Annotated in this window: 23 protein-coding genes, 4 tRNA genes and 1 pseudogene; 10 read left to right on the plus strand and 18 right to left on the minus strand. The window is 67.2% G+C overall.

Annotated features, from left to right (window positions below; translation table 11 throughout):
* Positions 1 to 16 precede the first annotated feature (16 nt).
* Positions 17 to 394, minus strand: coding sequence for an EF-hand domain-containing protein (locus tag FR742_RS33180; protein WP_261808929.1), 378 nt, complete (start codon positions 392 to 394; stop codon positions 17 to 19).
* A gap of 385 nt (positions 395 to 779) precedes the next feature.
* Here FR742_RS33180 and FR742_RS33185 point away from each other — a divergent pair, with 385 nt between their 5' ends.
* Positions 780 to 1,154 (plus strand): YciI family protein, encoded by a 375-nt coding sequence (locus FR742_RS33185; protein ID WP_148035268.1) that lies wholly within the window; start codon positions 780 to 782, stop codon positions 1,152 to 1,154.
* A gap of 19 nt (positions 1,155 to 1,173) precedes the next feature.
* Here the strand turns inward: FR742_RS33185 and FR742_RS33190 are convergent, their stop codons facing one another.
* The 4 genes from FR742_RS33190 to FR742_RS33205 are packed head-to-tail and all read right to left on the minus strand — an operon-like array spanning position 1,174 to position 4,759.
* Entirely contained in the window at positions 1,174 to 1,884 is a 711-nt protein-coding gene (locus FR742_RS33190) for a DNA alkylation repair protein (RefSeq protein WP_148035269.1), read from the minus strand.
* 17 nt (positions 1,885 to 1,901) lie between these two features.
* Positions 1,902 to 3,437 (minus strand): MFS transporter, encoded by a 1,536-nt coding sequence (locus FR742_RS33195; RefSeq protein WP_148035270.1) that lies wholly within the window; start codon positions 3,435 to 3,437, stop codon positions 1,902 to 1,904.
* The gene (locus FR742_RS33200; protein WP_148035271.1) at positions 3,434 to 3,934 is read right to left on the minus strand and encodes a GyrI-like domain-containing protein; all 501 of its coding nucleotides are present in this window, start codon (positions 3,932 to 3,934) and stop codon (positions 3,434 to 3,436) included. The genes FR742_RS33195 and FR742_RS33200 overlap by 4 nt, the downstream gene beginning before the upstream one ends.
* Positions 3,935 to 3,970: 36 nt before the next feature.
* Positions 3,971 to 4,759, minus strand: coding sequence for an SDR family NAD(P)-dependent oxidoreductase (locus tag FR742_RS33205; RefSeq protein WP_222709222.1), 789 nt, complete (start codon positions 4,757 to 4,759; stop codon positions 3,971 to 3,973).
* Between the two features lie 208 nt (positions 4,760 to 4,967).
* Here FR742_RS33205 and FR742_RS33210 point away from each other — a divergent pair, with 208 nt between their 5' ends.
* Positions 4,968 to 5,573: a DNA-binding response regulator gene (locus FR742_RS33210; RefSeq protein WP_148035272.1), complete on the plus strand. Its 606-nt coding sequence runs from the start codon at positions 4,968 to 4,970 to the stop codon at positions 5,571 to 5,573.
* 375 nt (positions 5,574 to 5,948) lie between these two features.
* Here the strand turns inward: FR742_RS33210 and FR742_RS46445 are convergent.
* A pseudogene (locus FR742_RS46445) lies at positions 5,949 to 7,286 on the minus strand (histidine kinase); the annotation flags it as partial.
* A gap of 518 nt (positions 7,287 to 7,804) precedes the next feature.
* On the minus strand, positions 7,805 to 8,536 hold the full coding sequence (locus FR742_RS33220; protein WP_148035274.1) for an alpha/beta fold hydrolase: 732 nt from the start codon (positions 8,534 to 8,536) through the stop codon (positions 7,805 to 7,807).
* Positions 8,537 to 8,803: 267 nt separating this feature from the next.
* Between FR742_RS33220 and FR742_RS33225 the strand changes: the two genes are divergently transcribed.
* Complete coding sequence (locus tag FR742_RS33225) at positions 8,804 to 9,229, plus strand: hypothetical protein (protein ID WP_148035275.1); 426 nt, start codon at positions 8,804 to 8,806, stop codon at positions 9,227 to 9,229.
* A 1,297-nt stretch (positions 9,230 to 10,526) separates the two neighbouring features.
* Entirely contained in the window at positions 10,527 to 10,664 is a 138-nt protein-coding gene (locus FR742_RS45410; RefSeq protein WP_222709223.1) for a hypothetical protein, read from the plus strand.
* Here FR742_RS45410 and FR742_RS33235 read toward each other — a convergent pair.
* From FR742_RS33235 to FR742_RS33250, 3 genes are all read right to left on the minus strand, one after another.
* Positions 10,649 to 11,470 (minus strand): alpha/beta fold hydrolase, encoded by an 822-nt coding sequence (locus tag FR742_RS33235; RefSeq protein ID WP_148035276.1) that lies wholly within the window; start codon positions 11,468 to 11,470, stop codon positions 10,649 to 10,651. The genes FR742_RS45410 and FR742_RS33235 overlap by 16 nt on opposite strands.
* Positions 11,471 to 11,842: 372 nt before the next feature.
* Positions 11,843 to 11,918, minus strand: a tRNA-Lys gene (locus tag FR742_RS33245).
* A 49-nt stretch (positions 11,919 to 11,967) separates the two neighbouring features.
* Complete coding sequence (locus tag FR742_RS33250; RefSeq protein ID WP_148035277.1) at positions 11,968 to 13,122, minus strand: acyl-CoA dehydrogenase family protein; 1,155 nt, start codon at positions 13,120 to 13,122, stop codon at positions 11,968 to 11,970.
* 93 nt (positions 13,123 to 13,215) lie between these two features.
* Here FR742_RS33250 and FR742_RS33255 point away from each other — a divergent pair, with 93 nt between their 5' ends.
* Positions 13,216 to 13,515 (plus strand): PspC domain-containing protein, encoded by a 300-nt coding sequence (locus tag FR742_RS33255; RefSeq protein ID WP_148035278.1) that lies wholly within the window; start codon positions 13,216 to 13,218, stop codon positions 13,513 to 13,515.
* On the opposite strand, the gene FR742_RS33260 is transcribed toward FR742_RS33255, so the two are convergent.
* Entirely contained in the window at positions 13,516 to 14,790 is a 1,275-nt protein-coding gene (locus FR742_RS33260) for an MFS transporter (RefSeq protein ID WP_148035279.1), read from the minus strand.
* 109 nt (positions 14,791 to 14,899) lie between these two features.
* Positions 14,900 to 15,250 carry a metallopeptidase family protein gene (locus FR742_RS33265; RefSeq protein ID WP_378525304.1) on the minus strand — a complete coding sequence of 117 codons (351 nt, stop codon included), beginning with the start codon at positions 15,248 to 15,250 and terminating at the stop codon, positions 14,900 to 14,902.
* A 33-nt stretch (positions 15,251 to 15,283) separates the two neighbouring features.
* Between FR742_RS33265 and FR742_RS33270 the strand changes: the two genes are divergently transcribed.
* The 5 genes from FR742_RS33270 to FR742_RS33290 all read left to right on the plus strand — a co-directional run bounded on the left by FR742_RS33270 (position 15,284) and on the right by FR742_RS33290 (position 17,863).
* Positions 15,284 to 16,843 (plus strand): metallophosphoesterase, encoded by a 1,560-nt coding sequence (locus tag FR742_RS33270; RefSeq protein ID WP_148035281.1) that lies wholly within the window; start codon positions 15,284 to 15,286, stop codon positions 16,841 to 16,843.
* Positions 16,844 to 16,916 (plus strand) — tRNA-Glu (locus tag FR742_RS33275).
* 87 nt (positions 16,917 to 17,003) lie between these two features.
* A tRNA-Asp gene (locus tag FR742_RS33280) sits at positions 17,004 to 17,078 on the plus strand.
* Between the two features lie 5 nt (positions 17,079 to 17,083).
* Positions 17,084 to 17,157: transfer RNA gene (locus tag FR742_RS33285), tRNA-Phe, on the plus strand.
* Between the two features lie 103 nt (positions 17,158 to 17,260).
* Positions 17,261 to 17,863: a type II toxin-antitoxin system VapC family toxin gene (locus tag FR742_RS33290; RefSeq protein WP_148035282.1), complete on the plus strand. Its 603-nt coding sequence runs from the start codon at positions 17,261 to 17,263 to the stop codon at positions 17,861 to 17,863.
* Positions 17,864 to 17,890: 27 nt separating this feature from the next.
* Here the strand turns inward: FR742_RS33290 and FR742_RS33295 are convergent, their stop codons facing one another.
* From FR742_RS33295 to FR742_RS33310, 6 genes are all read right to left on the minus strand, one after another.
* Entirely contained in the window at positions 17,891 to 19,162 is a 1,272-nt protein-coding gene (locus FR742_RS33295) for a site-specific integrase (protein ID WP_187281483.1), read from the minus strand.
* Complete coding sequence (locus FR742_RS33300; protein WP_148035283.1) at positions 19,159 to 19,338, minus strand: helix-turn-helix domain-containing protein; 180 nt, start codon at positions 19,336 to 19,338, stop codon at positions 19,159 to 19,161. The genes FR742_RS33295 and FR742_RS33300 overlap by 4 nt, the downstream gene beginning before the upstream one ends.
* Positions 19,331 to 20,632, minus strand: coding sequence for a replication initiator (locus FR742_RS33305; protein ID WP_315970668.1), 1,302 nt, complete (start codon positions 20,630 to 20,632; stop codon positions 19,331 to 19,333). The genes FR742_RS33300 and FR742_RS33305 overlap by 8 nt, the downstream gene beginning before the upstream one ends.
* 191 nt (positions 20,633 to 20,823) lie before the next feature.
* Positions 20,824 to 20,946, minus strand: a complete 123-nt coding sequence (locus FR742_RS46135; RefSeq protein ID WP_261808931.1) for a hypothetical protein — start codon at positions 20,944 to 20,946, stop codon at positions 20,824 to 20,826.
* A 4-nt stretch (positions 20,947 to 20,950) separates the two neighbouring features.
* Positions 20,951 to 21,112 carry a hypothetical protein gene (locus FR742_RS44825; protein WP_187281484.1) on the minus strand — a complete coding sequence of 54 codons (162 nt, stop codon included), beginning with the start codon at positions 21,110 to 21,112 and terminating at the stop codon, positions 20,951 to 20,953.
* 21 nt (positions 21,113 to 21,133) lie between these two features.
* Positions 21,134 to 21,790, minus strand: a complete 657-nt coding sequence (locus FR742_RS33310; protein ID WP_148035284.1) for a DUF2637 domain-containing protein — start codon at positions 21,788 to 21,790, stop codon at positions 21,134 to 21,136.
* Positions 21,791 to 21,800: the final 10 nt, after the last annotated feature.

Genomic DNA, 21,800 nt, shown 5'->3' on the forward strand with positions numbered 1-21,800 from the left:
GACCTGTTCCTAGGAATCAGGCCGCGGGAGGTATCCCGAAGACGTGGCTTCCGGGCGCCGCAGGGTCGTCGCCCACCCAGAACTCTCTCCAGTGGCGGACGAACTCCGTACGGGAGACGGTGCCGTCACCATCGGCGTCGAGCCGGACGAACACGTCGGTGGTGTCGGTGGGGCTGCCGTTCCACGCCTCGATCATGCGTTGGTACTCGGCCGGCGAGATCCGGCCGTCGCCGTCCTCGTCGATGGCCTCGAACATGGCCTCGGCGGTGGCGTCCACGGCGTCCGGCGTCCGGCCGAGCAGATCCACGACGGTGAGGACGTCGTCGAGCGTGACCGACTCGGGGTCGCGGGAGCGCTCGGCGAGCGTTCCCCACCAGCCATGCATGATCGCCATGAGGTGCTCCTCATCACCGGCCGCGCGGATGGACGCCCAACGCCCCGCTAGGGCATCGAAATCGCTCTCGCGCAGCACGCCGTCACCGTCGACGTCCATCGCACCGAAAACGAGTTGCACCTTGCCCCGCTGAAATGTGCTCGCCATGCCCCGATCGTCCCCGGCCTCACGCCGGGCAACTCCTGTCGCAACGGTTCCCTCCCCTTCTCCATACGGTGACGGAATCATCGCTATGAGTAACCGGCTGAACATGAATATCTCACTGGTGTCCGATGAAGAGCGCACTACACAACCCTCGGATGAAGCGGCAATCTGAGGCAGGAGCTAGACGCCCCGACGAACTTCGACATGAAAGAAAACGGCCTGCCGAGCTGAGAGAAGATCGATGAGATTCATGATCATTCGCCGGGCCGGGGCAGACACCGAGGCGGGCTTTCCACCCGGCCGCGAGTTCGCCGCCAGACTGCGGGTCTATGACGAGACCCTGATCAGGGCCGGAGTGCTTCTGACCGCCGGGAGGCTGCGTCCAGAGAGCCTGGTGGCGCAGATCGCGCGTCACGGTGGCGAGGCCGTCGTGACTGCCCGGCCATCGCTCGACACTGAATGGATCGCCGGATTCTGGCTGATCCAAGCAAAGGACAGAGCGGAGGCCGTCGAGTGGGCTCGCCGTGTTCCTGTGCCGGGCCGGCGAGTGGGCGTCGGGGTAGAAGTATGGCAGTGCGCATCGAGGCCCTGGCGTGACTCGCCGGAATGCCTCTGATGCGCACTGAGCACGAAGCCTATTGAGACCCGGCAGATCGTTTCGCCGCTCCCATGTAATGCGCTCTGAGGTCGCTGCCGAGGTGTTCGACGGCGTAACGCAGGGCGGTGCGGGGCATCGTGGCGGCGTGCCGGTCAAGGAAGGCGAACAGGCGCGCAGGCTCCCGCTTGCCGGCCTCGCGGATCCATCCGCCGTAGGCCTTCTGCACCAGTTCAACAGGATCATCGGCCAGGATCTCGGCGATGCCGAAGGTGTCGCCGAGATCGTCGTGCCGGATGAAGTAGAAGGTGGCGACAATGGCGGTGCGCCGCTCCCACCACTGCGGGGAACGGGCCAGCGTATACAAAGGGGCACGCGACTTGTCGTACAGGTAGCCTCCGACGACATGGGGCGCGGCCAGGTCCACCAGGTCCCAGGTGTTGATGCGGTCGTGGCGGCCCATATAGAGGTCGTACAGCTGCGCGCGACGCGACTGGGGCGTGCGCTTGCGGCGGGCCTGCTTGTCCATGATGCTGCACGCGCCGACCCTGACCTCGTGCACGTCGCTTTCGAGGAGCTTGGCGATCTCGTCCGGAGGCATGTCGATGAACTCTCTGGCGAGAGCGAAGACGTCGCGCATACGGACACCGAGCACGGCGCCCTGCTCTGAGATACGAACACGGCGCCCTTCCGGCACTGGCAGGGCCGTCAATCGCTCGGTGAAGACGTCACTGGTGGGGAGGGCTGTCATGTCGTTCTTCCTACCCTCTACTGGGCGGCAGGCGGTCCGAAGGGTGGGATGCGCCGCAGGGTCGTCAACGCCAGCACCGCGATGCCGGCGAATGCCAGCGCACACACCGCCGCTGTGACGTTGAGGCCGGAGGCGAACGCGTCGCGTGCCGAGCTGATCAGTGCGTCGCCGATGCCGGTCGGCTGTCGCTGTGCCACGGCCACCGCCTCGGCCATGGTCTCGGCGGCCGCTCTGCCCGGCGCCGTGTTCGCCAGCGCAGGGGGAACCTCGACCGCCGATGTGTAGATCGCTGCCCCGAGGCTGCCCAGGACGGCGATGCCGAGGGCCACGCCGAGTTCCCCGCTCATGGACTGCATGGCCGAGGCGGAGCCGGCCCTCTCCGGCGGCGCGGCAGGGACCACGAGGCGTCCGGCCAGCGGACCGACCGGGCTGACGCCGACGTAGACCACGGTGAATCCCAGCAACAGGATCGCCGGCCCGCCGCCGGGTGTCACTTGCGTCAGGACGACCATGCCGGCGGAGGCGATCGCCGCTCCGGCCGCCACCACGTGGGCGGGACGTACCCGCTGCGCGATCCCCTGGCTGACGAAGATTCCGATGACGAGGCCGAAGGTCGGCACCAGCATCCACAGGCCGGCCGCCAGCGGACTCAGTCCTTCCACCGACAGCAGATACTGGGCCACGAAGAAGCCGCTCCCGCTCTGCAAGGCGCCGACCAGCAGGGAGATCAGCAGCGCGCCTCTCACCTCCATGATCCGGAAGAGCCCGAGGTCCAGCATCGGGTGCGCCAGCCGGCCCTGGCGCACCACGAACACGACACCCGCGAGGGCCCCTGCCAGCATGAGCGCGACCGGACCGGGCGACCAGCCGGATTGAGCCAGCTCCTTGAGCCCGTAGACCAGCGGCAGAACCGCCACCAGGGACAGCACCACACTCACTGGGTCCACCCCGGGCGCGCCCGGGTCCCGGCTCTCCGGCAGCAGCCGGGGACCCGTGACGACCAGCAGCAGCATCACCGGCACCGCGACGAGGAAGGCCGCACCCCACCAGAATGCCTGCAGCAGCGCTCCTCCTACGAGGGGTCCCAGGGCGACCCCCGCCGTCAGGGCCGACGCCCACACCGAGATGGCGACGCCCAGTTGTCGAGGGTCGCGGAACATGCCGATGATGAGCGCGAGGGTCGAGGGCATGATCGTGGCGCCGGCGACCCCCAGGAGAGCGCGCGCGGCGATGAGCACCTCCGTCGAGGGGGCGTACGCCGCGAGTGCCGACAGCGCGCCGAACGCGGTCGCCCCGAGCAGCAGCAGCCGGCGACGGCCGATCCGGTCCCCCACGCTGCCCATGGTGATGAGGAAGCCCGCGATGAGGAAACCGTAGATGTCGGTGATCCACAACTGCTCGGTCGCGCCGGCACCCAGATCCACGGTGATCTGAGGCACGGCCAGGAACAGCACGCTGATGTCCAGCATGGTCAACATCGTGGGCAGACACAGGACGGCCAGCGCGAGCCATTCCCGGCGGCCCGCCGTGGACCTGGCGATCATGTCTGTCATGCGCTGTTGAGGGGTTGGACGAGCTGAGTGCGCCATGTGGACGGGGCCGGCCACGCCGCGGGATCAGGGCGGTGAGCGAGGTCGATCCAGGTGTAGATCTCCCACGCGCCGCCCTCCGGCTTGTACGGTGCGGTCCGCGTCCACGCCTGCAGCCGGTCGTAGGCGCCGCCCAGCCGGTCGTGCGCGCCGAGATGCCAGGTGGTGACGGCCGGCCCGCCGGGAAGCTCGCCCATGGCGACTTCTCCTCGGCTCGCGGCCACACCCTGCACCGGAACACCGACCTCGACGTCGGTCTCGACGTCGCCGAAGGCGTGATAGCGCACGTACGGCGGCCCGGCCGGGCGCACGCCGTGCTCGCCGAGGTGAGCCCACAGCGCCGCCAGGATTTCTGCCTGGGTCCGGGGCAGCTCGGCGACCGGGACCGTGCGACGCACGCTGATGACGGGCTGCGGGGCGACGGTTTCGAAGGCGACGGTCTCGTCGTGTCCGTGGTTCATCGTTCTCATCTCTGCTCGAGTGCCTGGCTGAAAGGGTCAGCTGGGGAAGATGCCGCTGGTGGCGTTGACGAAGGCGCCGGTGATCGCGCCGGCCCGGTCGGAGACCAGAAAGGCGGCCGTCTCGGCGACATCCGCCAGCCGTGGAGCGCGGCCCAGCATGCTCAGCCCACTGATCACCCGGTCGATGTCCTCGGCTGACATGCCGGAGGCCCGCCGCGTGGGATTGTGCTCGAGGAATCGCGGGGCGAAGCTCTCGGGCAGGCCCGCCGTCCACAGGCCCAGCACTCGCACCCCGCGCGGGCCCACCTCGGCGGCGAGATTGCGGATGAAGGTGTCGGTGGCGGCGTCGGCCGGGCCGCTGGCCCCCAGCATCGGGCTGCCGTGAGCCGAGCCGCTGTTCAGTGTCAGAATCACGCCATCGCCCTGGTCGGCCATCACCCGCGCGGCGGCCCGGGCGGTGACGAACGCCGCCGTCAGACCTGCGGTGATGGGCCGGACGAAGTCGTCGGTCGCCATGTCGATCAGTGGAATGCCCTGCACATCGCCACGCGAGACCAAGTTCACCGACACATCGACCGAACCGGCCAGCGTTCGCACCTCCTGTACGTGCTCGTTCACCGATCGCTCGTCCAGCGCGTCCAGCACGGCTACGTGAGCGCTGCCGCCCGCGGCCTCCACTTCGGCCGCCGTACGCTCAAGCGGCTTCCGGGTCCGTCCCACCAGGAACACCCGCGCGCCCTCCCGGGCGAAGGTCAGAGCGAATGCGTTGCCGATCGGCCCGCTGCCGCCGTAGATGACGATGTTCTTTTTCGCCAGCAACATCATCGATCCTTTCAGTGATTTCAGGTGTACCGATGTGAGCTTCCCCCGGCAGCAGGTAAGGAGGTAAGTGCGCTGATCACCAGCCCTTGATGAATACGTCACGGAGGCGCCTGTGAGTCAATCAAAAGGTGATGCAATTCGCCTGGCAGCGAGGCGCTAAAATCAACGTGTCAATACTGAAGTCACCCAGCCTCTTTCGTCGGGGACGGATATGATAAGAATCATCATTGCGGAAGACGTCCGAATTCTGCGTGACACCCTTGCCGCCGTCCTCGGCCTTGAGGACGATTTCGATGTCGTCGCCACCGTCGAGCGGGGGGACGACGTGGCCGGGACCGCCGCGCGCCTACGCGCCGACGTGGCCCTTCTCGACATCGAGTTGCCCGGCATCGACGGCTTGACCGCCGCCGCCCAGGTGCATGAGCTGCTGCCCTCCTGCCGGGTCCTGATGCTCACCGGCATGGCGCGGCCGGGCTATCTGCGTCGCGCCCTGACCGCGCAGGTGGCCGGCTTCCTCCTGAAGCACTCGCCGCCGGAGGATCTGGTGAAGGCCATTCGCAAAGTCGCCGCCGGTGATCGTGTGGTCGACTCTTCACTCGCGATGAGGGCGTTGGAGACGATGACCAGCCCTCTCGCCGAGCGAGAAACCGACGTGCTGCGGATGGCCGCCACCGGTGCGGAGCCTCAGGAGATCGCCGCCGCTCTGTCTCTCAGCCTGGGCACCGTCCGCAACTATCTCACCTCCGCGGTCGTCAAGCTGAGTGCCAGGAACCGCATCGACGCCATCCGCATCGCCACGGACGAGGGCTGGCTCTGACCCGTCGTCGAGCGGGATCTCCGTGGTGAGGACATGAACGTCACCGACGACGCGCCGGTCCGACGACCCGTGCAGGACGCGCACGCGAGCGGCGAAACTCTCCATGCCGAGGCCCTGACTCCCGGCACCCGCCCCCGCACCATTGTTCGACAGCGCCAATCGGACGTGATTCCCATCGCGCTCGATACGGACTTCGCACCAGTCACCGCTGCTGTGCCGCAGGATGTTCGTGACGCCCTCGCGCAACAACGCTGCCAGCTCTGTCTGGAAATGAGCGGACATCGGCACATGGGTGTAGTGGGCACGCACGTCGAAACCGCCTGCCAGCAGCAGGGACCGGGCCGACTCGAAGGCTTCCGCGAGAGACTCCTGCCGGTAACCGTGTGCAACGGTCCGGATGTCGTCCAGGGCCTCGCGTGCGGCGGCGACGCCTTCGGCCATCTCACGTTCGGCACGCTCCCTGTCCACCGTCAGCAGTCGTCCTGCCAGGCCGGCCTTGAGCACGACGACCGACAGGCTGTAGCCGAACAGATCATGGAGGTCACGAGCGAAACGCAGGCGCTCGCGAGCCACTTCCGTGCGCGCGAGCGCCTCTCTCACACCACGCAACTCGCAGGTCATCCGCGCCATCCGCGCCAGGCCGTAGACGACCAGAGCGCGCTCGCCACCCCACACCACCCGCGAGAGCTGGTCGAACACGTCGGCCTCGCCCAGGCCGCCACCCCACAAGAGATACACGGCGTTCTGCACAAGCAGGAGCCCCGTGGCCGCCCAGCGCAGCCATCCACGCAGCAATATCAGGGTGAGCCCCGGCAAGAAGGCAACGACGTGCCACGCCTGCAGACCGTAGAACGCAACGGGAACGAACGCGATGACCGCCTGGATCAGCAGCGTCCAAGGCCAGTGCGGAGGCCGCCCTCCAGTCCCGTCCATCAGACAGTGCCACAGATAGAGCGCGGTGAAGGACACCAGCAGCAGGCCGAACGCCCATCCTCCGGCGGCGGAAAGCCCCGCCTCGACCGCGAAACGCGCCGACTCCGGGACGATCATCAGGCAAACGGTGACACCGCCGAGAAAGTGCACGTACGCCGGGCTCATGTCATCGGCCGGCGGCCGGACCCGGGCATGCGAGTCGCGACGGGCGTGTGACATCGCCCTGGCCTCATCGAGCGTGGACCGAGCCGTATCCAGTGCCCGCTCCAGCTGGCCGCGGGCTTGCTCGGTGCCGGTCGAGGCCAGCATGGCCTCGCCCGCGGCGATCACCGTACGCAAGCTGTTCCCCACCCGGCCGTTGAGCTCGTCGGCGAAGGCCCGGCGCTCCCGCGTCACCTCGGCGGCAGCCAGCTCAGCACGGGCGTCGTACCTGTCGGCAACCAGATCGGCCACCCGGACGCTGCCGTACAGGGCGATGGCGACGAACGCGGTATGTCCGAAAACCAGATTCGCCACCTCGCCCGGAGAGGCATCGACCGTCCACCAGGACCATCCCTGCACCGCCAGCACGCCGGCGAACCCCGCCCAACCGAGGCGGACCGGCCTGACCAGCAGCAGGACCGCGGCCGCCAGGAAGCCGGAAGTGCCGCACCAGGAGCCGGCCTCCCAGATCAGGCCGACGCCCGTAAGCGCGGCCTGAGCAAGCAGCGACCAGCGCCAGCCTCGCGGCCGTCGCCCACGCGCCGGGAGCACGCAGCTGTACAGATACAGCGCGAACATCGTTGCCTGGGCGCCGATCCCGGCCGCGAGCAGAACGCCGGGCGGCTCGTTCGCGAGAAGGCCGGCGAGACCACCGAGCGCGAATCCCACGCCGACGACGACGGCCACACAGCGCGCCAAGCGCAACGCGGATGCCGGCTCCGCGAACTCCTTGTCCCCTCGGCCGTCGGCGAGTTCTGATTGGTCCTGGCCGTCCACCGGTACGCCGTTGTACGCGAGCACGTTGCCCCTCCCACGCGTTCTGAGAACTCGGCATTCCTCATGTCCTGCTCTTGCTGACGCGTCGAGCGGCCAGGGCGCGGATCGACATCCCGCCCGCGTGCGGAATGGCCGCGGTGATCACCCTCGGAATCACCCGCAGGTGGCCCGGCACGGTTGGGGCGGCCCTGGCGGCTTGGCAGGAGGCGGCCCTGATAGCCGTGGGCCAGGGTGCATTGCCGCTTACGTCGCCCGATTCAGCTTGGGCGTGTTGGTCCCGGGAGGCAGCGTGATGGCGCGGAAGCCCAAGAACAGGACACTCACATTCTGTCGGCCAGAATCTCAGCGAACAGGTCCGGGCGCTGCAGGGGTATGCCATGACCGCATTCCGGCACGGAGGTCATCTGGCTGCCCGGAAGGGAGTCGTGGATGTTCCGTGCGGAGTCGTGCATGAGCTTCCGCTCGTGCTCGCCCACCATCACCAGCGCCGGGTTCTTGAAGTCGGCCCAGCCGGTGGGAAGGGTGAAACGGATGTTCTCGCCGACGCTCGCGAGAAGAGTCTCACGGCTTGTGCGAGCGCTGTCGCGAAGGTAGTCGGTCAGGAGTTCGGCCGGGATGAACAGTTGCTTCGCCTGGAGCTTCGCGAACCACCGTTGCCGCGCGAGCGGTGCGGTCACGCCGAGGAGCCCCAGGGTCGCCTGCGGGAACGGAAGAGGCTTCGCCTGCGCGCTCACGACGACGGCACTGGTGACGAGATCGGGCCGGGTAGCGGCGAGGAGGATCGTGAGCTGCGCACCCAACGAGAACCCCGCGACCATCGCGCCGTCCGGTGCGCGTTCCTCCAGGACCCTGGCCACGGCCTGGGCGGTCATCTCATGTGACCGATACGCTTCCTCCGCACTGCGTCCGTGACCGGGCAGATCGGGAACGATCACTCGGGCTTTCGCTCCGAGCCGCTCCAGCGTCGGTCGCCACATCCATCCCGCGACGCCGCCACCGTGCAGTAACAGAATGGGAGGAGCGTGTGCGTCACCGGCCTCACGGACATACATGCCCCCCATCCTCCCACTGCCGACCAAACCGGACGGGTGTAGCTCTTCCGCAGTGACTGATCGATCAAGCCGTGAGGGAGTATCCGTCCTGGTAGCAGCTCCGGTGGACCCGTTCGTGTTGCCGGGCGAGGTGAAAACGCCAGTATTCGTCGAGATCACCATTGGCGATCAGAGCGCGGAGCTTCAGGCGCGACGGCTGTGGCGGCCTGCGCAGCGTGGTGATGACCTGGCCGGTATGCCCGGGCCGGCAGTGCCAGGGCGTGCCCGGTGTTCTTCCTGTCGCAGATCGGTCAGGCGGTAGCGCTTGTCCTCCCTGTGGAAAACGCGCTCAAAGTGTTCGCCCTTGTCGCTGCCAAGGGAGTCATCGTCGACACCCGGGCGATTCTTCGTGGCTCGATGTCCATAGGATGGCGTCGGCAAACCGCGAAGAGCCTTGCTCTTTATCGAGTGTCGTTCACTTCCTGGCTGGTCCTGCTTTCGGCCGTCTTGGGGATAGCGCCGTCGCGGTCAGGCGCGGTCTACGGCCTGTTCTTCGCCGTTCCGCTTATCATTTCGGTTAGCGCCGGTGATGTTTCAGCTCTCGGCAAGAGAGCGATGGACCGCTGGTGGCACAGCGTTCGTTACGCACAGGCGCTCGGCGTGCTCGTCATGGTCGCAATATCAGGATGGATGGCTTCCGCATGGCTGCTGTGAACTACCGAACCGCTACCGCCATGACGCTCATGTCATGCGGAACCATAGCTGCGTTGAGCCTGACAGCCTGTTCGCAAGGAGGGGCGCGCACGGAGGCCACAGATGCCGCCACGGCACCATGTGATGACACGGTGCGCGATCGCGTGGACATTCCCGGGAGCGATGGCCAGCCAGGGGTAGGCGCAACCGACATCTGGTTCGTCGCTCCTGTGTCAGGAGATTGGAGTTCCTCGGCCGTGCGGGTCCCGGAGGGCTATCAGATCAAGCGTCCACTATGGACGACCGGCACGAGGCTTCCCACGGTTACCGTTGAAGAAGTGGCGGGTGACAACGTGGGCTCGGCTCAGCTGATGCCTACGGCGGACGGCTTGCCGGGCCCCATACCGGCGTCGTTGCAGTTCCCTTCACCAGGTTGCTGGCGTGTGGTGGCGAAAACGGAGCGTGGAGAAGCTCGCATCTTCATCAGGGTGCAAGAGGGAGACCGGTCCTGAAGGACGTTCGATTCGGTGAACGGTTTCGTGTTCTGAGCTGCCATTCATTGAGGTAATCCCAGCAGGCGCGTTTCGGCCCTGATCTCTCACGATCGCGACCGAGCCCTCTTGGGGTCGAGTTGATCAAAGTGTCGGGTGCCGGCTTCCGGGGCGAGACTCTGCTTCCCCGGTGATGGCGGGTGTGGAAGGGTGGCTCATGGCCTGGCTCCTGGAATGGTCACAAAAACAGCACTCCGATGATCTTGGGCAGCATGTCGCTGTAACGAATGGGTGAGCGGCGCGTGGGGGACTCCCAGCGGTCCGGCAAGAGATCAGCAGCATCAACAATGCCGGTGCCATCAAGCTGGACAAGGCCAAGCGGCCCCAGGCTCTGGTGTGGACCAAGCAACGGGGGGAGACATTCGTCGCCGAGTTCGCCGAGCGCCTGGCGGCCGTGAAGGCGGAGAAGGGCGGCAAGAAGATCAGCGCCGTACGGGTCCGGGAGGCTCTCGAACTGCCGCCGTCACCCGTGATGGTCTGGACACCGGTCCAGCTCGGCGCATTCCTCGACGTCGCGGCCCAGCATCGGCTGTACTCCTTCTTCCCCCTCATTGCTTTCCGTGGCCCGCGCCGTGGCGAGGGTTGTGGCGTCCGGTGGGAGGACCTCGACACGAACGAGCGCACGCTGGTCGTGGCGAAGCGACTCGCCCAAGTCGGATGGGAGTTGGAGGAGGGCGAGGCCTGCCGCCGATCCGTTTGCACGACCTACGGCGCTGCGCAGCGACGCTCGCTCATGCGGCCGGCGCCGACACGAGATGGTGTCCACGATGCTGCGCCACGGCTCGACGATTCTGACCGAGAACACGTACACGACAGTGCTTCCGGAGCTGGCCCACGAGGCAGCCCGGCGCTCGGTGGGCCGCGTCGGAAAATCCAGCGGCTCACCCGTTCAGGCCTTCCTGTGATGTCGGCGGCAGCCCAACACCTCATCGACCGCCTGAATAATGATCTCGGGTTGCTCGAACGGAATCTGATGACTGGCCCGCTCGGCGACCATCACTTGCCCATGTGGGGACTGGCTGGCCAGAGCGCGATGGTCGGCGTTCAGATGCTCCAGATGCGCTTTGGGCATGCGCGGCCGCTTGCCTGCCGTGATCACACGGATGGGCACAGGCGGCAACCCGCTCTCCTGACGCGCCTGTGCAGCCTCGTTCATGGCATTCTGCATCCCGGCCAGGGTGTCGGCCAGTTCGCGCAGCGACCGCGCATCGGTGCCGCCGAACATCGCACGCAGACGGAGCAGCCTTGGGGCTAGGAGGAAGGAGAGGGCGCGTACGAGCGCCGAGCCCGGCGGTGTTCCGCTGGCGGTCGGATCCACGAAGACCAGCCCCGCCACATCAGTGGGATGGCGGGCGGCATAAAGCTGGGTCACGAGCCCACCGTAGGACCAGCCCACGAATACCGCCGGCAGTTCAAGGTGCAGGGCGCGAAGAAGCCTACGCAGGTCGTCGGCCATCTCGGTGACGGTACGGGCCTGCGATCCGCCGGAGCGGCCGACGCCGGCCCGATCGTAGGTCACTACAGTGACACGCTCGGCCAACGCGAGTTCCAGTTCCTCTCCCCAGGTTCCCACGCCCTGGCCTGAGCCACCGCATTCGAGAACCACTGTGGGGCCTTTCCCGCGGACCTGGGCGCATAGTGCATGATCGCCTAGGTCGATCAGTACCGGCGTCGGTACATCGTTGTTTCCGGGTTTCTCATCCCTTCCCATGACGTCAACTTAGATTGACCAGCGCGTGGGTGTCAACTGTTGTTGACGATTGAGTTCGGAGTGAGTGTTCTGGAGTCATGCGGCGGCAGGGCGGTGGTCGACGCGTTTGTTGGGTTGCGGCGTGGCGGGCGTGCGGCGATGCCCCGCGCCATCGCTTGACTGGCTGCGGCTGCACGACTTGCGACCTGCCTGCGCGTCCTACCTTCTGGCAAGCGGGGCGTCCCCTCGCACGGTCATGAAGACACTCGGCCACAGCTCGGATGATCTCCAGCACGATCAAGGGCCGGACTCCCTCCACGGGAATCCGGCCCTCTTGGCTGTAAAACTGGTTGTACGACTCCACCCGACAAGATCAAGGAGAGACGTAATAGCTGGTAGGGCGCCCGGGGCTCGAACCCGGAACCTACGGATTAAAAGTCCGCAGCTCTGCCAATTGAGCTAACGCCCCCTAGCAACAGCCAAGCGTACCGAGGTTACCGCCAACCCCGCGACGCCCTTTACCGGTATGCCGCCAGCCCCGTCAGCGCCTCGCCCAGCACCAGGGTGTGGATCTCCTGGGTCCCCTCGTACGTGAGCACACTCTCCAGGTTGTTCATGTGCCTGATCACAGGGTACTCCAGCGTGATCCCGTTCCCGCCGAGAATGGACCGGGCCTGCCGGGCGATGTCCAGGGCGGAGCGCACGTTGGCCATCTTGCCGAAGCTGATCTGCCGGGCTTCAAGCTCACCCGCGTCCTTCAAGGCGCCCAGGTGCAGCGCGGTCAGCCCTGCCTGGGCCAGCCCCACGTACATCCATGCCAGCTTCTCCTGGGTCAGCTGGAAGGCGCCGATCGGCTTGCCGAACTGGACGCGGGTCTGGGCGTACTCGACCGCCGCCTCCACGCAGGCTCGCGCGGCGCCCACCGCCCCCCACAGGATCCCGAAGCGCGCCTCGGACAGGCACGACAACGGCCCTTTCAGCCCTCGGACCCCGGGCAGCACGGCCGACTCGGGCAGGCGCACGTCGTCGAAGTAGAGCGATGACGTGACCGATGCCCTGAGGGACAGCTTCTTGTGGATCTCAGGGGCGGAGAAGCCGGGGGTGTCGGTGGGGACGACGAAGCCGCGGACGCCGTCGTCGGTCTGCGCCCACACCACCGCGACGTCCGCGACGGATCCGTTCGTGATCCACATCTTGGAGCCGTTGAGCACCCAGTCGGAGCCGTCGCGCTTGGCGTACGTGCGCATGCTCGCGGGGTCGGAGCCGTGGTCGGGCTCGGTCAGGCCGAAGCACCCGATCGCCTCACCACTGGCCATCCGGGGCAGCCATTCCGATTTCTGCTCGTCCGACCCGTACCGCCAGATGGGGAACATGGCCAGCGAGCCCTGCACCGACACGAACGACCGCAGCCCCGAGTCGCCGGCCTCCAGCTCGCGGCAGGCCACCCCGTACGAGGTCGCGTCCGTGCCGGCGCAGCCGTAGCCCTGCAGGTGCATGCCGAGCAGGCCGAGCGAGCCGAGCTCGGGCGCGAGCTCGCGCGCCGGGAACGTGGCCTCCTCGAACCAGTCGCCGACGTGCGGCAGGACGCGGTCGGCGACGAAGGAGCGGACGGTGTCGCTGATCAGCCTCTGGTCACCGTCGAGGCGGTCGTCCAGGCGCAGCAGATCGTCCATGACGTGCTCCTCTCCTCGTTATAGGGGGCTACCAGGGTTCTACCAGGGGCAATCCTGATGTGCGAATGCCAGGGTTGAGGGCAGTCTTGAGTCATGAGCGAATATCACAGCAGCAAGCAGTTGCGCAGGACCCACAAGGGCCGGATCCTCGGCGGCGTCTGCTCCGGCGTCGGCGAGTACGTCGGCATCGACCCCAACATCATCCGCATCGGCCTGGCGATCGTCACGCTCTTCGGCGGCCTCGGCATCGGCGTCTACGCGATCGGCTGGCTGCTCCTGCCCGAGGAGGGCAAGGACACCTCGATCGTGCAGGACCTGCTGGCCAAGCAGCAGCAGAAGAGCAGCAGCACGGGCAGCCCCTGGACCGAGGACGACCACAAGCCGCGGCAGTGATCAGGCAGTGGCCTGCGCGCGCATCCTGGCGCCGCGCGCGTCGGCCCAGATCACGGTCAGCACGACGGCGGCCGTGAGGCCGGTGATGCCCGACAGGGCGACCACCGGCTCGGGCCCGAGTCGTTCGGCGGCGTAACCGCCGATCAGGATGGCGATCCCCTGCACCGCCATCAGGCCGGAATGCACCAGGCCGAACGCCTGCCCGCGCTGGCCGTCGGGCACCCGCTGGACGAACGCCGCGTTCGCCGCGAGCTGGTAGGCACCCCCGACCCCGGATAGAAACCATGCCGCCAGCACCACCTCCAACGGCGGCCGCATCGCGGTCACGACGAGGGGCGCGCAGCTCAGCATGGCCAGCCACCCCATCAGCCGCAGCCTGCCCGGCGGCGAGACGAACCGGCTGAACAGGAACGCGCCCACCACGGTGCCGGCCGGCATCGCCGCCATCAGCAGACCGGTGATCACCGGGATGGGCATGACGCCGGTGTAGAGCGCGACCGCGTACGGCACCGCGATGCCTTCGGGCAGCACGTAGAAGCCGCACAGCCAGGCGAAGAGCACGAGCGTGCGCAGCTTGCGGTCACCGAAGACGAGTCTGGCTCCGGCTCTGGTCATCGCCCACATGGACGGCCTGGCTCCGGGACGGCCCGGAGCGGGCCGCCGCCGCACGCCGGTGACCAGGATCAGCGCCGATGCCAGGAAGGTGGCGGCGTTCAGGGCCAGGGCGCGGTACGGGCCCATGGCGGCGATCATCGCGCCGCCCGCGGCGAAGCCGAGCATCTGCACGGCCTGGTTCGTCATGTTCTGCAGTGCCGAGCCGACCACGTACCGGTCGCCTGCGAGCACCTCGGGCAGCACGGCCGCGCGCGCGGCCGAGAACGGCGCGCTGAGCAGCACGACGAGGAACACCAGCGCGCACAGCACAGGGAAGGGCATGAAGGGCAGCGCCATCACGCACACCAGCCCGGCCCGCAGCAGGTCGCAGACCAGCATCACGCCCCGGCGCGCGAACCGGTCAGCCAGTCCGGCCAGCAGCGGCCCGCCCAGGATCGACGGCAGGTAGGTGAGCGCGTAGACGGCGGCGGTGGCCAGCGCCGACTTGGTGCGGTCGTAGACGAGCACGGCCAGCGCCACCTGAGCGAGCTGGTCACCGAGCAGCGACAGGCCCTGTGCGTACCAGAGCGCTCTGAACTCTTTGACGGCGATGACCTCGCCATAGGTGGCCTGGCGCTCAGTGGATCGCCTGTGCCGCCCCGTCAGCCGTCGCGCCCGCATGGCCCCCACTGGACTCCGCTGTGCCTGACTCACAGTGTTGAATATGTCACCTAAGGTGCCCGATCAATCGGCAACGTGCAACCCAAAGCAGCGCGTCCTGTGCAAAGAGTTACCAGCCCAGCTCGTGCAGGCGGGCGTCGTCGATGCCGAAGTGGTGGCCGATCTCGTGAACCACCGTGATCCGTACTTCCTCGATCACTTGCTCTTCGGTGTCACAGATCTGACAGATCGGATTGCGGTAGATCTCGATCCGGTCGGGCAAAACGGCTGAGTACCAGTCGCCGCGCTCGGTGAGAGGAATGCCGGTGTACAGGCCTAGCAGGTGGGGTTCCGGTGGATCGTCGACGACGGTCACGACGACGTTGCTCATGACCCGGGTCAGGTCGGGCGGGATCGTGTCCAGCGCCTCGGACACGAGCTCATCGAACTTCTCCGGCGAAACCTCGATCACAATTGTCATTCTGCCTCTCGGCTCGGGTATCCAAGAAAGCGTATGAACTTCTCGGACGTGCTCAAAAAGGTCATCCAGTCGAGAGTGACCAAGGCTGCGGCGGTGCTCCTGGTGGCCGCGGCCGGCGCCTGGCTGGGCATTTTCCTGAGCGGCACCGTACGCGCGCAGATCGGCCCGGTCGAGACCGGCATGACCGTCCGGCCGTCGTGGACCGGCGAGACGATCGTGGACGCCAGCCCGCTGGGCACGCTCACGTTCCGCAGCCACGACGCGCCCCTCACGCTCCGCATCACCCTGGAGAACATCGACCAGGAGCGCGCCCGCCTCCTCCTGGAGGACCCCAGGCTGACCGACCGGCTGCCCGGCATCATCGAGCGCGACCTGATGGACGGCGTGGGCGAGCTCGCGATCCGCTCACTGCTGTGCGCGGGCGCCGGCGCGCTGCTCGCGGTCCTGATGGTGTTCAGACGCCCGCTGGTGGCCCTGGCGGGCCTGATCGCGGCGTCGGTGGCCCTGGCCGGCACGGGGATGTTCGCGGTCCGTACATTCCAGCCGAGCTCGCTCGTCGAGCCCCGCTACTCCGGCCTGATCGCCGCCGCGCCCTCCCTGGTGGGCAGCGCGGAGGCCATCGTGACCAGGTTCGAGTCGTACCGCGCGCAGCTCACCAAGCTTGTGACGAATGTCTCAAAGTTGTACGAAGCCGTCTCGACCCTTCCTCTGTACGACGCCGACGACCGGTCCATCCGGGTCCTGCACGTCTCCGACATCCACATCAACCCGATCGCCTGGAACGTGATCCGCTCCCTGAAGGACCAGTTCTCCGTCGACCTGATCATCGACACCGGCGACATCTCCGACCACGGCACGCAGGCGGAGAACAAGTTCGTCGAGGAGATCGGCACCCTGGGTGTCCCCTACGTGTTCGTCCGCGGCAACCACGACTCCAAGGCCACCCAGCGCGCGGTCGCGAAACAGAAGAACGCCATCGTCCTCGACGACAAGATGCGCAACGTGGAGGGCCTGGACATCTACGGCCTCGGCGACCCCCGCTTCACCCCCGACAAGACCACCGCGGTCAACCCGGACCCCGCCTCGATGGAACAGTTCGGCCGCGACCACCGGGCCGCCGTCGAGGACGCCGACCTCGTGGCCGTACACGACGACATCGTCGCCCGCGGCTTCTCCGGCACCACCCCGCTCGTCCTGTCCGGCCACGCCCACGTCCGCAAGACCACCATGCTGCCCACCGGCACCCGCGTCATCGTCCAGGGCTCCACGGGCGGCGCCGGCCTGCGCGCACTCGAACACGAGGAACCCACCCCCGTCCAGGCCTCCGTCCTGTACTTCGACAAGGAGACGAAACGCCTGCAGGCCTGGGACGACATCACCCTCGGCGGCCTCGGCGAGCAATCGGTGTACGTCCAACGTCACGTGGAACCCGACCCGGCACGTACAATCTCCCCAGAGCCAACGAGCGCCCCGTCGCCATCGGGAACGGTCAACGGCCCGACCACGCCGGCCAACGGAATGCCGCTTTGGCATGAGGGGCGATCGTCCCCTATGCTTCAGAGGTCTCCGACGGAAGGCGACAGGGAATCCTGAGCCCCCATCGTCTAGCGGCCTAGGACACCGCCCTTTCAAGGCGGCGGCACGGGTTCGAATCCCGTTGGGGGCACTGCGAGCGCGAAGCGCACCGCGAAACGGATGGTCTGAGGCCACCGGGGAGCTGGTAAGCTAAGCGAGCGCAAAACGAACGAAGCAAGGTCCTGTAGAGCAGTTTGGAGTGCTCGCCACCCTGTCAAGGTGGAGGTCGCGGGTTCAAGTCCCGTCAGGACCGCTCTAGGTCAGGTAGCTCAGTTGGTACGAGCGTCCGCCTGAAAAGCGGAAGGTCGGCGGTTCGACCCCGCCCCTGACCACCTCATCTGACCAGCAAGAATGCCCCGAACGGATCATCGTTCGGGGCTTTTTGATCTCTGGTGACAGCAACGCTGACAGCAACCCCCGTTGAGAGCGTGACACGTGGATGCCATCCCCTACCTCAATCGGACGGCGTTCACGCTGTTCATCGACACGAACATCATCGGCTCAGATGATCAATCCGTGCTTGCGCTGCGCAGGCTTCGCGAGGAAGGCTGGATCAATCTTCAGCGCACGGACACGATGGACACAGAGTTCCTTACGGCACCTCCTGAACTCTGGGTCAACCTCACGGAAGAGAGTTCGAGGTACCCCGAAACCTTCGGCCCATTGATCCTTGATCATTCTCGGTTGGGCTCGTCGATACTCGGCGATGATGAAGACGAGGCGAGGTTGCACAGCGTGTTTGCGATCTTGTACCCAGGTGCCGAGTGGGGAGAGGCGCGTAAGAACCACGTGCGGGATGCCATGCACGTGGCGACCTCCATTCGGTATGGCGGCGATGGGTTCGTGACCTACGACAAGCGCATGCTGAACAAGTACAACGAGATTGCCGCTCAATTCGGCGGCTTTCGAATCTTGTCGCCAGCTCAGGCTGTCGAGGAAGCACTTGGGCGCGTGGCGTCACTGCGTGAATTGCATCGACGTGAGCCGCATCGTGGCGAGCTCCCAGAGTGGCCTCAAACAACAAGACTCGGCACGTGATGTGCCGAGTCTGGAAGTTGCTGGCGATCAGTCGAGAGCTTCACCGAGCTTCTTGAGGGCGTTCCGCTTGTCATCGAGCGAGGCGTGGGCGTAAATGGTCATGGTCACCTCGATGTCGCTATGGCCGACAATGTCCCGGACGACCTGGGGCGGGACCCCGAGGTTGAGCAGGAGCGTCACGCAAGTGTGGCGGAGGTCGTGGAAGCGCATCTCACCGAGGCCGGCGGCTTTGCGGATCGCTCCCCAGCTTCGCCGCAGGTTGTCCGGCTCCATTGGAGTACCGCAGCGCGAGGGGAAGACGAGGCCGTGTTCCGTCCACTCCTCCCAGCGGTCCGAGCGTTCGGCGAACTGCTTCCTTCGGTGCTTCCGCAGGGCCTCCACGCAGATGGGCGGCAGCGGGACAGTTCGCTCCGAGTCGGAGGTCTTCGGGCGGACGAACTGGAGGCGGCCCGCGACCCGCTGGAGGCTCTGAACTATTTCCAGCTTGCCGGCCTCAAGGTCGACGTCCACCCAGCGGAGCCCGAGGAGCTCCCCACGGCGCAGGCCAAGGCAGAGCGCCAGGACGTACAACGCGTAGAGCCGATGGTCCCGAGCGGCCTTGAGGAGAGCACGAGCCTGCGGGACCGTCAAGCCTCGATTGACCTTGTACTTGGGCACCGGGACCTTGACGAGCTTGGCGACGTTACGAGCGATGATCTCCTCTCGTACGGCGCACTCCAGGGCGTTCCGAAGGACCGCGTGGATGGACTGGACCATGCGCGTGGACAAGCGGGAGTCGCAGCACTGACCACCCTTGAGGGCGCAGCACACCAGCTTCTCGCGGGAAGCGTCCCAGCCGTTCCGGCAGCACTGGCACTCGGAGCGGACGCGGTTGATGAAGAGGCGGACGTCCTGGGCATTGAGCTTGCCCAGGCGCTTCTTGCCCAGGCCGGGGATGAGGTGGAGCCGGACGACGCCCTCGTACCCCTGGTAGGTCTTGGGGCGCCGCTCTTGGCTGACGATGTTCTTCAGCCAGTAGTTCAGGAAGTCGGCCAGTGTCCAGTTCTCCGAGGAGACGGGGATGCCCTCGTCGGCCTGGCGGAGAAGTTCGGTCAGCTTCTTCCGAGCGTCCTCCTGGGTCCGTGCCGAGCCCTGAACACGCTTCACGGTTCCGGCGGTGGTCTGGACGAAGGCGGCGTACCCGTAGCGGCCATCCTTCCGGGGCCAGATGCTTCCCTCACCATTGGAGCGTTTGCGGATGCGGCGGCCGGTCCGGCGCTTCGGCTCTTCTTCAGGGGTGCCGAGCGTGGTCTTCGTCATCGCGCCACCTCCACGAGAGTCCTGATGCAGTCGGCCAGGGCGTCAGCCGGAACGAGGCGGCGGCGGCCAATCTTGATGGTCTGCAGTTGGTTGGAGCGGATGAGTGTGTAGAGGGTCCACCGGCTGACCCGGAGGCGCTGGGCGGCCTCATCGACGGTGAGCACGAGGTCATCCATGAGGGGCCGCCTCCAGGTACGTCGGCCCTGCAAGGCTCGTACCGGTCAGGGCAGCAACGAGGAGTTGGTCCCCGAGGGAGTGGCCCTTGCCCGCGTACTCCCATTCGCTGATCACCAGGACGGTGTCCTCCTCGAAGAGAGGCAGGCGTCCGGTGATGATGTCGTTGTCGCGGGCGTGCTGTTCGCGGGCGGTGCGGAGTTCGCCAAGGGTGGTGGAGTAGCGGCGGGAGCGGGTGGAGAAGTGGCCGCAGAATCCGAGCATGTGCGCCCACTCGGCAAGCCGCAGCTCCGCGAGTTCTGGGAGGGCGCCGAGGCTTAGGCAGGTGGTGATGAGGCGGCGGGCGTGGTCGCGCAGGGTGAAGGCGTCCAGGGTGTCGAGGTGGTGAATGCGCCGGTCCAGGGTGCCGACGCATTCGGCGGCCTTGGTGGCGTACTTCGCGATGTAACCGGCGACGGCCTGCTCGGTGAGGTCGCCAATCAGAGTGATGGGACGGATGTCGAGCTGAGCACCCCAGCGCAGGACGCGTGCGGGCTGGCCCTCGTGAGCGGGCGCGGTGGCCGAGACGGCGCGGGTGGCGTGCTGGACGGCCCCGGTGAGGGCGTCGGCGGTGGCCCAGGCCGGGGGCGGTGTGGCGGGTCCGTCCGGGCCGTCGAGGCGGAGGACGGTGTGGAAGTGGACGACGCCGCGCCGCTGGTATTCGGCGACCTTGGCGAAGGACAGTCTCAGATGGCAGGGCAGGTCCTTAAGGGCCAGGCCGCCGGCCTTGGCGAGGGCGCGGCGCAGGGAGTCGGCGAAGCGCTTCCACAGCAGCGGCGCGAGCGCGTTGAACAGCACCGAGCCGGTGTAGTCGTAGCAGTCGGGGCACAGCGGTTCGCCGAGGCGCGGGTCGTCCTTGTGGTGGCGTTCGGTGCAGGACATCACGCGGCCGTGCGGGCAGGTGTCGGCGTTGCGGCGGGCGTGACACGGCTGTACTTTGCCGCCGTGCTCTCGGCGGGAGTGGACGGTGCCGAAGGACGGGGCCGTGAGGGTGACGAACAGCGCGGGATGGGTGGTGACGGTCTCGGGGACGCCTTTGCCGCCGATGAGGCCCGCGCGGATGAGTTGGTAGGTGTCGGCGCGGTAGGTCTCGGCGCAGGCCGGGCAGCGGGAGGCGCGGCGGGTCTTGCACGGCACCCGCAGGACCCCGTCAGGCTCGTGTTTGGTGGTGTAGCGGTGGAGCAGTGCTCCGGTGGCGCGGTCGTAGTGTTCGACCTTGCCGCGTAGGTGGATCGGGTTGGCGGCAGCCGCCGGTATTGCGGATCTGGGATGCCCAGCGGTCGTAGTCGTGCCGGTTGAGGCGCTTGATCATGCCGGTGATGGCGTGCGCGTTGGCATGGGTTGCGGGCAAGATGGAGACCTCCTCTCACTCGTTCGGGTGATGGGGGATGGCCCCCGACCTGGCAGGCGTCTTGGCGGATGTACGGCCAGGCCGGGGGCGCTGCGCGTTATGCGCCGTGGTTGTCGATGCCGGTGCCGTCGCAGTCGGCGCACCGGTCGCCTTCGCTGGTCAGGCCGGTGCCGCCGCAGGTGCAGCAGCGGTAGCGGATCACCGGCGGCTCATCTGTCACGGGTTCACTTCCTTTCGTGTGGGCCGGTGGTGAGGTAGACGCGCCAGTGGTGAGGGTGGGCGCGGTCGGGGTAGGCGCGCGAGACCGCGCAGATGGTGAAGTGCAGGCGCAGCCGGAACAGGGCGTCGATGATTTCGGCTCGGGTACCGTCGATACGGATACGCATGGCTGGCGGGTTCCTTTCTGGTCAGGCGACGCGCAGGGTGCGCAGCAGGTCAGAGGCGAGCTGGTTGGACACGCCCAGGTAGGCGCGGAGCGCGTCGCGGGTGATCGGTCGGCCGTGTTTAGCGTGGTGGTCGTCGGCGACGCGGCGGGCGAAGTCGACCAGGGCCGGGGCGAGATCGCCGTCCCGGTCGTCCCGGGTGTCGTCTTGGTCCGGGCCGTTGTGTGGAACGAGGTGCGGGGCCGGGGACGGAGCCAGGACCGGCGCGAACGAAGTCGCAGGGACGGTGGACGGCTCGGGACGAGCGGCGCGGCGTTCCAGCATCGAGACGGCGATGAGGAAGGCGGCGGCCGGGGTGGCGGCGGTGATCCAGCCCCACACGGTCGGCTTGGCTTGAGCGAGGTTGGCGGCCAAGGACAGGATGATGCCGCCGGTCAGGACGAGGACAGGCCAGGAGACGACGCCCCGCCGGCCTTTGCCGGTCTTCTTGTCGCGCTGGCGTTCGCGGGCGGCCATGACACAGGTCAGGTCGATGCAGACGGCGACGGCCCAGGACATCCAGCCGGTCTGGCCGTGCTCGGTGGCGGTATCGCGGATGTGGGTGAACGATCCGGCACCCGCGAGGACGGCCAGGACGAGGACCGGGCCGGTGTCGAGCAGCCGGCAGGCCAAGCGTCGCATCGTTCCTCCC

This window comes from Nonomuraea sp. C10, assembly GCF_008017515.1.
In the GTDB taxonomy this organism is placed as follows: Bacteria; Actinomycetota; Actinomycetes; order Streptosporangiales; family Streptosporangiaceae; genus Nonomuraea; species Nonomuraea ferruginea.

What these genes read in the sequence shown, in the direction of transcription:
- FR742_RS33220 (WP_148035274.1), bottom strand. Translation starts at nt 8,536, where the DNA reads ATGTATGTCCGTGAGGCCGGTGACGCACACGCTCCTCCCATTCTGTTA.
- FR742_RS45410 (WP_222709223.1), top strand. Translation starts at nt 10,527, where the DNA reads ATGCTGCGCCACGGCTCGACGATTCTGACCGAGAACACGTACACGACA.
- FR742_RS33295 (WP_187281483.1), bottom strand. Translation starts at nt 19,162, where the DNA reads ATGACGAAGACCACGCTCGGCACCCCTGAAGAAGAGCCGAAGCGCCGG.
- FR742_RS33205 (WP_222709222.1), bottom strand. Translation starts at nt 4,759, where the DNA reads ATGATGTTGCTGGCGAAAAAGAACATCGTCATCTACGGCGGCAGCGGG.
- FR742_RS44825 (WP_187281484.1), bottom strand. Translation starts at nt 21,112, where the DNA reads ATGCGTATCCGTATCGACGGTACCCGAGCCGAAATCATCGACGCCCTG.
- FR742_RS33270 (WP_148035281.1), top strand. Translation starts at nt 15,284, where the DNA reads ATGAACTTCTCGGACGTGCTCAAAAAGGTCATCCAGTCGAGAGTGACC.
- FR742_RS33235 (WP_148035276.1), bottom strand. Translation starts at nt 11,470, where the DNA reads ATGGGAAGGGATGAGAAACCCGGAAACAACGATGTACCGACGCCGGTA.
- FR742_RS33200 (WP_148035271.1), bottom strand. Translation starts at nt 3,934, where the DNA reads ATGAACCACGGACACGACGAGACCGTCGCCTTCGAAACCGTCGCCCCG.
- FR742_RS33300 (WP_148035283.1), bottom strand. Translation starts at nt 19,338, where the DNA reads ATGGATGACCTCGTGCTCACCGTCGATGAGGCCGCCCAGCGCCTCCGG.
- FR742_RS33310 (WP_148035284.1), bottom strand. Translation starts at nt 21,790, where the DNA reads ATGCGACGCTTGGCCTGCCGGCTGCTCGACACCGGCCCGGTCCTCGTC.
- FR742_RS33195 (WP_148035270.1), bottom strand. Translation starts at nt 3,437, where the DNA reads ATGACAGACATGATCGCCAGGTCCACGGCGGGCCGCCGGGAATGGCTC.
- FR742_RS33190 (WP_148035269.1), bottom strand. Translation starts at nt 1,884, where the DNA reads ATGACAGCCCTCCCCACCAGTGACGTCTTCACCGAGCGATTGACGGCC.
- FR742_RS33260 (WP_148035279.1), bottom strand. Translation starts at nt 14,790, where the DNA reads ATGCGGGCGCGACGGCTGACGGGGCGGCACAGGCGATCCACTGAGCGC.
- FR742_RS33180 (WP_261808929.1), bottom strand. Translation starts at nt 394, where the DNA reads ATGGCGATCATGCATGGCTGGTGGGGAACGCTCGCCGAGCGCTCCCGC.
- FR742_RS33250 (WP_148035277.1), bottom strand. Translation starts at nt 13,122, where the DNA reads ATGGACGATCTGCTGCGCCTGGACGACCGCCTCGACGGTGACCAGAGG.
- FR742_RS33210 (WP_148035272.1), top strand. Translation starts at nt 4,968, where the DNA reads ATGATAAGAATCATCATTGCGGAAGACGTCCGAATTCTGCGTGACACC.
- FR742_RS33265 (WP_378525304.1), bottom strand. Translation starts at nt 15,250, where the DNA reads ATGACAATTGTGATCGAGGTTTCGCCGGAGAAGTTCGATGAGCTCGTG.
- FR742_RS33255 (WP_148035278.1), top strand. Translation starts at nt 13,216, where the DNA reads ATGAGCGAATATCACAGCAGCAAGCAGTTGCGCAGGACCCACAAGGGC.
- FR742_RS33185 (WP_148035268.1), top strand. Translation starts at nt 780, where the DNA reads ATGAGATTCATGATCATTCGCCGGGCCGGGGCAGACACCGAGGCGGGC.